8 protein-coding genes are annotated in these 7,715 nt (G+C 44.6%); 7 read left to right on the forward strand and 1 reads right to left on the reverse strand.

Going from position 1 to position 7,715, the window contains the following annotated elements; translation table 11 throughout:
- The 6 genes from ACP45E_RS04305 to ACP45E_RS04330 all read left to right on the forward strand — a co-directional run.
- A partial coding sequence (locus ACP45E_RS04305) for an acetyl-CoA carboxylase biotin carboxyl carrier protein (RefSeq protein WP_141707220.1) occupies positions 1 to 216 on the forward strand: 216 nt, incomplete at its 5' end.
- Positions 217 to 231: 15 nt separating this feature from the next.
- Positions 232 to 1,575: an acetyl-CoA carboxylase biotin carboxylase subunit gene (gene accC / locus ACP45E_RS04310; RefSeq protein WP_017035700.1), complete on the forward strand. Its 1,344-nt coding sequence runs from the start codon at positions 232 to 234 to the stop codon at positions 1,573 to 1,575.
- Positions 1,576 to 1,754: 179 nt separating this feature from the next.
- On the forward strand, positions 1,755 to 2,642 hold the full coding sequence (gene prmA, locus ACP45E_RS04315) for a 50S ribosomal protein L11 methyltransferase (RefSeq protein WP_017037165.1): 888 nt from the start codon (positions 1,755 to 1,757) through the stop codon (positions 2,640 to 2,642).
- Between the two features lie 140 nt (positions 2,643 to 2,782).
- A complete protein-coding gene (gene dusB / locus ACP45E_RS04320; RefSeq protein WP_038125769.1) occupies positions 2,783 to 3,751 on the forward strand; it encodes a tRNA dihydrouridine synthase DusB in 969 nt (322 codons plus the stop codon).
- 24 nt (positions 3,752 to 3,775) lie between these two features.
- The gene (gene fis, locus ACP45E_RS04325; RefSeq protein WP_017035697.1) at positions 3,776 to 4,072 is read left to right on the forward strand and encodes a DNA-binding transcriptional regulator Fis; all 297 of its coding nucleotides are present in this window, start codon (positions 3,776 to 3,778) and stop codon (positions 4,070 to 4,072) included.
- Positions 4,073 to 4,352: 280 nt separating this feature from the next.
- On the forward strand, positions 4,353 to 5,336 hold the full coding sequence (locus tag ACP45E_RS04330; RefSeq protein WP_017037166.1) for a GGDEF domain-containing protein: 984 nt from the start codon (positions 4,353 to 4,355) through the stop codon (positions 5,334 to 5,336).
- A 7-nt stretch (positions 5,337 to 5,343) separates the two neighbouring features.
- Here the strand turns inward: ACP45E_RS04330 and zntR are convergent, their stop codons facing one another.
- Positions 5,344 to 5,763 (reverse strand): Zn(2+)-responsive transcriptional regulator, encoded by a 420-nt coding sequence (gene zntR, locus ACP45E_RS04335; protein ID WP_017037167.1) that lies wholly within the window; start codon positions 5,761 to 5,763, stop codon positions 5,344 to 5,346.
- Between the two features lie 325 nt (positions 5,764 to 6,088).
- Between zntR and purH the strand changes: the two genes are divergently transcribed.
- Complete coding sequence (gene purH, locus ACP45E_RS04340) at positions 6,089 to 7,699, forward strand: bifunctional phosphoribosylaminoimidazolecarboxamide formyltransferase/IMP cyclohydrolase (RefSeq protein ID WP_017037168.1); 1,611 nt, start codon at positions 6,089 to 6,091, stop codon at positions 7,697 to 7,699.
- Positions 7,700 to 7,715: the final 16 nt, after the last annotated feature.

Consider the following 7,715-nt stretch of genomic DNA (forward strand, 5'->3'; position numbering starts at 1 on the left):
AACCGCTCTTCCGATCTCTATGGCGCTCCAAGCCCTGATGCGAAACCATTTGTGAAAGTTGGCCAACAAGTTAACGCTGGCGATACGATCTGTATCGTTGAAGCAATGAAAATGATGAACCAAATCGAAGCTGACACATCTGGTGTAGTTACTGCGATCCTAGTTGAAGATGGCCAACCGGTTGAATTCGACCAAGCACTTGTTGTTATCGAATAATAGAGGCAGTCTCTCATGTTAGATAAATTAGTCATCGCGAACCGAGGTGAAATTGCACTTCGAATCCTTCGCGCATGTAAAGAATTAGGCATTAAGACCGTAGCGGTTCACTCAACCGCTGATCGCGACCTAAAGCACGTTCTTCTTGCTGATGAAACGGTATGTATAGGTCCTGCTCGTGGTATTGACAGCTACTTAAACATTCCTCGTATTATTTCAGCCGCAGAAGTAACAGGAGCAGTAGCGATTCACCCTGGCTACGGTTTCTTATCTGAGAACGCTGATTTTGCTGAGCAAGTTGAGCGAAGCGGATTCATCTTTGTTGGTCCTAAAGCGGAAACGATTCGCATCATGGGTGACAAAGTTTCTGCTATCACCGCAATGAAAAAAGCAGGCGTTCCTTGTGTTCCAGGCTCGGATGGTCCATTGGATGATGATGATGCAAAGAACAAAGCACACGCAAAACGCATTGGTTTCCCAGTCATCATCAAAGCCTCTGGCGGCGGTGGTGGTCGCGGTATGCGAGTGGTACGAAGTGACGCTGAACTTGTAGAAGCGATTGCAATGACTCGTGCAGAAGCGAAAGCGTGTTTCAATAACGATGTGGTTTATATGGAGAAATTCCTAGAAAACCCTCGTCACGTTGAAGTTCAGATTATTGCTGATGGTCAAGGTGGCGCTATTCACCTCGGCGAGCGTGACTGTTCAATGCAACGTCGTCACCAGAAAGTCGTTGAAGAAGCCCCTGCTCCAGGTATTACAGAAGAAATGCGTAAGTACATTGGTGAACGTTGTACACGAGCATGTCTTGAAATCGGTTACCGCGGCGCTGGTACGTTCGAATTTCTATACGAAAACGGGGAGTTCTATTTCATCGAAATGAACACGCGTATTCAAGTTGAGCACCCAGTAACAGAGATGGTGACTGGTGTTGATCTGATCAAAGAGCAACTTCGCGTTGCAGCTGGGCAGCCTCTGTCATTTACTCAAGATGATATTAAGCTTCGTGGTCACGCTATCGAGTGCCGTATCAATGCTGAAGATCCTGAGCGTTTCCTACCTTCACCAGGTAAGATCACACGCTTCCATGCTCCAGGTGGTATGGGTGTTCGTTGGGAATCGCATATTTACACAGGTTACACGGTGCCGCCTCATTACGATTCAATGATTGGTAAACTGATCACCTTTGGTGAGAACCGTGATGTTGCCATTGCTCGCATGAAAAATGCGCTGAGCGAGATGATCATCGAAGGTATTAAGGTGAACGTAACGCTGCAAGAGTCGATCATGAACGACGAGAACTTCCAACATGGTGGCGCAAACATCCACTATCTTGAGAAAAAGCTCGGCCTTCAATAAGCTTCTGCTCTTGGCTCAAGATAAATAACCTTGGTTATTTACCCCAAGCACAGCTAAATCGCTGGCACAGTTAAAATGCTCACTTCGGTGAGCATTTTTGTTTATGGCTATAAAACCGACAAATTTCTGCTAAACTCTGCGCCATTCCACTATCTCCATCTTTCTAAGAGCACATACACATGCCATGGATTCAAATCAAACTTAACGCAACCAAAGACAATGCCGAAGCCATTAGCGATATGCTAATGGAGGAAGCCGGTGCTTTATCAGTGACTTTTTTAGATGCTCGCGACACCCCCATTTTTGAGCCATTACCGGGGGAAACCCGCCTTTGGGGTGATATCGATGTTCTCGCACTCTTCGATGCTGAAGACGATACAACGTTCATTCTAAAGCAAATCAAATTGAGTCAGCTGCTAGACGAAGGATTCGCATACAAAATTGAGCAGCTAGAAGATAAAGACTGGGAGCGAGAGTGGATGGATAACTTCCACCCAATGAAGTTTGGTGAGCGATTATGGATTTGCCCAAGCTGGAAAGAGGTACCCGATCCTAAAGCAGTCAACGTTATGCTTGATCCCGGCCTTGCCTTTGGGACAGGAACACACCCAACGACAGCCTTATGCCTAGAATGGCTTGAAGGCCTAGATTTAACCGGGAAGACGGTCATTGATTTTGGTTGTGGATCAGGGATTTTGGCCATTGCCGCCATCAAACTAGGCGCGAAGAAAGTAGTCGGTATCGACATCGATCCACAAGCGCTGGTTGCTTCTAAAGACAATGCCCAACGTAATGGTGTTGAAGATCAGCTTGAGGTCTACCTGCCTCAAGATCAACCTGAAGGCTTTGTCGCAGATGTTGTCGTCGCCAATATTCTTGCTGCGCCTCTTCGTGAGCTTTCACCGATCATTAAGGGCCTAGTTAAGCCTAATGGTGCTTTAGCTATGTCTGGCGTGCTGGACACGCAAGCTGAAGATGTCGCGACTTACTACCAAGACGAATTTCACATCGATCCAATCAAAGAAATCAGTGAATGGTGCCGTATTTCCGGTTCAAAACGCGCCTGACAAAGACTTTTTACGCTTAATTGATTGAAATTTATACAGTTTACACAAACAATTTGTAAATGCTCAAATATTAGTCTTTTCACGCAGCAAAAAAATGCGTAAAATGCGCGCCCTTGCTGCCGTATAACTGTGAAGACGTTTTGAAACTAGGAAATCATCAACTCAAGAATAATCTAATTGTTGCGCCTATGGCTGGAGTAACCGATAGACCTTTTCGAGAGTTATGCCTACGTTATGGTGCGGGAATGGCCGTCAGTGAAATGATGTCGTCAAACCCAAAACTGTGGAAAACGTCTAAGTCTATGCAACGCATGGTGCACGAAGGTGAATCTGGTATTCGCTCAGTGCAAATTGCAGGTGCAGATCCACAGCTTATGGCAGAAGCTGCTCAGTTTAATGTTGAAAACGGTGCGCAAATCATCGATATCAATATGGGTTGTCCAGCAAAAAAAGTGAACAAGAAGCTTGCCGGATCAGCATTACTACAGCATCCAGAACTCATTAAAGAGATTCTAACCGCCGTTGTTAATGCTGTAGATGTTCCTGTGACACTAAAAACCCGGACAGGCTGGGATACAGAGAATCGTAACTGTGTCCATATAGCGAAATTAGCCGAAGACTGCGGGATACAAGCACTAGCGCTCCATGGGAGAACTCGGGCATGTATGTACAAAGGCGAGGCAGAATATGAACACATTAAAGCGGCAAAACAAGCGATCTCGATACCGGTCATTGCTAATGGTGATATCGATAGCCCAGAGAAAGCAAAGTTTGTTCTAGAGTACACTGGAGCGGACGCTTTAATGATTGGTCGCCCTGCACAAGGTCGTCCATGGATTTTTCAGGAAATCCAACACTATTTGGAAAACGGCACCACAATGCCTGCCCTTCCTTCAGAGGAAGTAAAAGACATACTGCTTGGACATGTGAACGCTCTCCATGATTTTTATGGTGAGTTTTTAGGCCCTCGAATTGCTCGTAAGCATGTCGGGTGGTACTTAAAGTCACATGAACAAGCAAGTGAGTTTCGCCGTACCTTCAATGCTATCGATGCAGCTCCGCTGCAACTTGATGCATTAGAGGGTTATTTTGATAACGTTGCATCATAATTAATGAGAAGAGCTAGACCGAATATGTTCGAACAAAATATAACTTCAGAAGCTTTAACAGTTACTACCGTTACTTCACAAGATCAAATTGCGCAAAAACCACTGCGTGATTCAGTTAAAGCATCTCTTAAAAACTATCTTGCGCAATTAAATGGCCAAGAAGTCACTGAACTATATGAGTTAGTACTAGCTGAAGTTGAACAGCCATTACTCGATACTATCATGCAGTACACACGTGGTAACCAAACTCGTGCAGCAACTATGATGGGTATCAACCGCGGAACTCTTCGCAAAAAACTTAAAAAATACGGCATGAACTAATTGCTGATTATTTTTTATAACTATATGGGTTAGCAATGATTGCTAGCCCTTTTTTGTTTTTGACTTTTAGGGTTCGTTATAGGGACTGACAACACAACTCCAAGTCCTTTAACTCGACCCACCAACCTTACCGCAGTAACCCAGTTCGACGTCATATTCTGATCGTTCACGTACAGCATCCCTTCATAGCAATCCAGTCAAACTAAATAAGTACAATAACTTACAAAGATTAATCAATGTGTGAGCGTTTACGATTGCCATGGATAAATTAGGCGATATAATGATCAATAAACTTCACAGTCAGGCTGCCTATATGATTGATATGCAACGAGAAGAATGGCTTTATCTGATCCTCAGAGAGCTACCTGATCGTCACAGTATCGTCACTCAAGCCGGTGAGGTCATTGAGGATTTTCACTCCAAACACGCACACTCCAAAGGGCTATCCGATCTCGTTCCACCTCAGGTTGCCGATCAACTTCAACAAGCGATAGCGCTCGCAATCTCAACCAGAACAACACAAAGCCTGCAGTACGCCATCAGCCCATGTCAGCAGTTGCAGCTATCAATAGAAGAGCTTGATACACTCGAGGAAAGTGGAGAACGTTGGATCAAAGCACACCTCACACCAATAGAATCACCAAATGGTGAATGGGTTGTGATCTGGAAACAAAACGATATCACCCAAGAGTATCTATACCAAACTGAGCTTAAACGCCTTTCTGAAACAGATGAGCTAACTAACACGTTAAATCGACGAGCGTTCTTCATTGAGTTAGAGCAAGCCATGCAGTCTTCGGAGGTGGCACTATCATGCCTTATGGTCGACATCGATCACTTCAAAGAGATAAACGATAAGGTAGGGCATCTCTCTGGCGATAATGCGATCGTTCAAGTAGCAAAAATATGCCAAAGTAACCTTCCACCCAACAGTAAAATTGGCCGACTTGGAGGTGAAGAGTTTTGTATATTAATAAAAGGGAAAAGTGCCATTGAAGCGTATGAGATCGCCGAAAATATTCGTGAAGCCATCTCGCAAACCCCTTGTCATGTCGATGAACATATTATTTATATGACAGTAAGTATCGGTATTACAGAAAAACAGCACGTTCAATCAACAGTAAGAGACTTGTTAATTGAAGCCGATAAAGCCATGTACTACTCCAAGCAAACCGGACGTGATCAAGTCACCATTTATCACTCAAGTTTGCCGAAAATAACAACGAAGAATAGTCTAAACGTTAAGATTCTCAGAGCCTCCTAGTTATCCACTAACGGCACTTGGTATTTTCACTGGCTAATGCGCCCAATATCGAACAGTGGCTCGCATTATCATCAATATGCCCACAACACGCATCATTCATTTTTTTAAGCGCTGCTCGGATATGGGTAAGTTCGTGAATCTTATCATCGATAAGCGCTAACTTTGCCGAGGTAATCGATTTTACTTCAGCACAACTGTGCACGGTTGGCTCTAATTTAATGTCTAGGAGTTCTTTAATTTCATCCAAACTGAGCCCTAACTCCTTTGCCTTTAGAATAAAGTTCACCTGTTGCTGGTTATTTTCGTTATATAGACGATAACCAGCCTCGCTTCTCCCCGCGGGTTTTATGAGCCTATTTTTCTCATAGAAACGCAAGGTATCTGTACTTACTTGGCATTTTTTAGCTAATTCACCGATCTGAAACATGTTTCCCCCTACTCCTTTGTCCGTTCCACAATTAACCTTATCGTTACTTTTCAGGCTGAAATAGCACTTTTCATAATTAATTTTGAGATGCCAAACGATTGCGCGAGCTTTTTTGTAATAAATTAGTTAGAATCTGCGCCATCAAATTTGGAGTTGGTTATCTTATTGCTTAATCATAAGACGACCCCAAAAGGTCTTTACCAAAACTGGCCAATATTTTATCTCTTACTGGTATCTAAGATAATCCACGCTAAGAAGATAGAAACAAGTTCTTTTTTGGCAAATATCTTTATTTTAACCCCATGAATTTGAGGAAGATGGAAGCATGACTAACGCTCGTCCAATTCGCCGCGCTCTCATCAGCGTATCAGACAAAACTGGTATCGTTGAATTTGCACAAGCTCTTGCTAACCGTGGTGTAGATATCTTATCTACCGGTGGCACTGCTCGCCTGCTTGCTGAAAAAGGCATCTCTGTTACAGAAGTATCTGACTACACTGGTTTCCCAGAAATGATGGATGGCCGTGTTAAGACTCTGCACCCAAAAGTTCATGGTGGTGTTCTAGGTCGTCGTGGCCAAGATGATGACGTGATGGAAACTCACGGTATCAACCCTATCGATATGGTTGTTGTAAACCTCTACCCATTCGCAGAAACCGTTGCTAAAGAAGGTTGTACCCTTGCTGACGCTGTTGAGAACATCGACATCGGCGGTCCAACAATGGTTCGCTCTGCTGCTAAAAACCACAAAGACGTCACTATTGTTGTTAACGCACACGACTACAAGCGCGTTGTCACTGAAATGGACGCGAACGATAAATCTCTAACACTAGAGACTCGCTTCGACCTCGCTATCGCAGCATTCGAACACACCGCTTCTTATGACGGCATGATCGCTAACTACTTCGGCACTATGGTTCCATCTTACGGTGCCTCTTTACTTGATGAAGAAGGTAAGAAGGCTGATGAAGAAAGCAAATTCCCTCGCACGTTCAACCAACAGTTCGAGAAAAAGCAAGACATGCGCTACGGTGAGAACAACCACCAAGCAGCAGCATTCTACGTTGAAGCAAACCCTGAAGAAGCATCTGTTTCTACAGCTCGTCAAATTCAAGGGAAAGCACTTTCTTACAACAACATCGCTGACACTGACGCAGCACTTGAGTGTGTGAAAGAGTTCGACCAGCCAGCCTGTGTGATCGTTAAGCACGCTAACCCATGTGGTGTTGCACTAGGTGAAGACATTCTAGAAGCTTACGACCGTGCATTCAAAACAGACCCAACGTCTGCATTTGGCGGCATCATTGCTTTCAACCGTGAGCTAGACGCTGCAACAGCAACGGCTATCACAGAGCGTCAATTCGTTGAAGTTATCATTGCACCATCAGTTTCTGCTGAAGCAGTAGAAATCGTAGCGGCTAAGAAAAACCTTCGCCTACTTGAGTGTGGTGAGTGGACAACGAAGACAACCGGCTTTGACGTTAAACGCGTTAACGGTGGTTTGCTAGTTCAAGACCGCGACCAAGGCATGGTGTCTGAAGATGACCTTAAAGTGGTTTCTAAGCGCCAACCTACAGCTGAAGAGCTAAAAGATGCCCTATTCTGCTGGAAAGTAGCGAAATACGTTAAATCTAACGCTATCGTTTACTCGAAAGGCGACATGACAATTGGTGTCGGCGCTGGCCAAATGAGCCGCGTTTACTCTGCGAAAATCGCAGGCATCAAAGCGGCAGACGAAGGTCTACAGGTTGAAGGTTGTGTAATGGCATCGGACGCGTTCTTCCCATTCCGTGACGGTATCGACGCGGCAGCAGAAGCTGGCATCAAGTGTGTTATCCAACCAGGCGGCTCTATGCGTGATGACGAAGTTATCGCAGCAGCAGACGAACACGGCATGGCGATGATATTTACGGGCATGCGTCACTTCCGCCACTAATTCTCTTGTCATCATT

Source organism: Vibrio genomosp. F10 str. 9ZD137 (genome assembly GCF_049974785.1).
In the GTDB taxonomy this organism is placed as follows: Bacteria; Pseudomonadota; Gammaproteobacteria; order Enterobacterales; family Vibrionaceae; genus Vibrio.

Coding starts and splice junctions, on each gene's coding strand:
- zntR (WP_017037167.1), bottom strand. CDS start 5,763: ATGTTTCAGATCGGTGAATTAGCTAAAAAATGCCAAGTAAGTACAGAT.
- fis (WP_017035697.1), top strand. CDS start 3,776: ATGTTCGAACAAAATATAACTTCAGAAGCTTTAACAGTTACTACCGTT.
- ACP45E_RS04330 (WP_017037166.1), top strand. CDS start 4,353: ATGATCAATAAACTTCACAGTCAGGCTGCCTATATGATTGATATGCAA.
- purH (WP_017037168.1), top strand. CDS start 6,089: ATGACTAACGCTCGTCCAATTCGCCGCGCTCTCATCAGCGTATCAGAC.
- accC (WP_017035700.1), top strand. CDS start 232: ATGTTAGATAAATTAGTCATCGCGAACCGAGGTGAAATTGCACTTCGA.
- prmA (WP_017037165.1), top strand. CDS start 1,755: ATGCCATGGATTCAAATCAAACTTAACGCAACCAAAGACAATGCCGAA.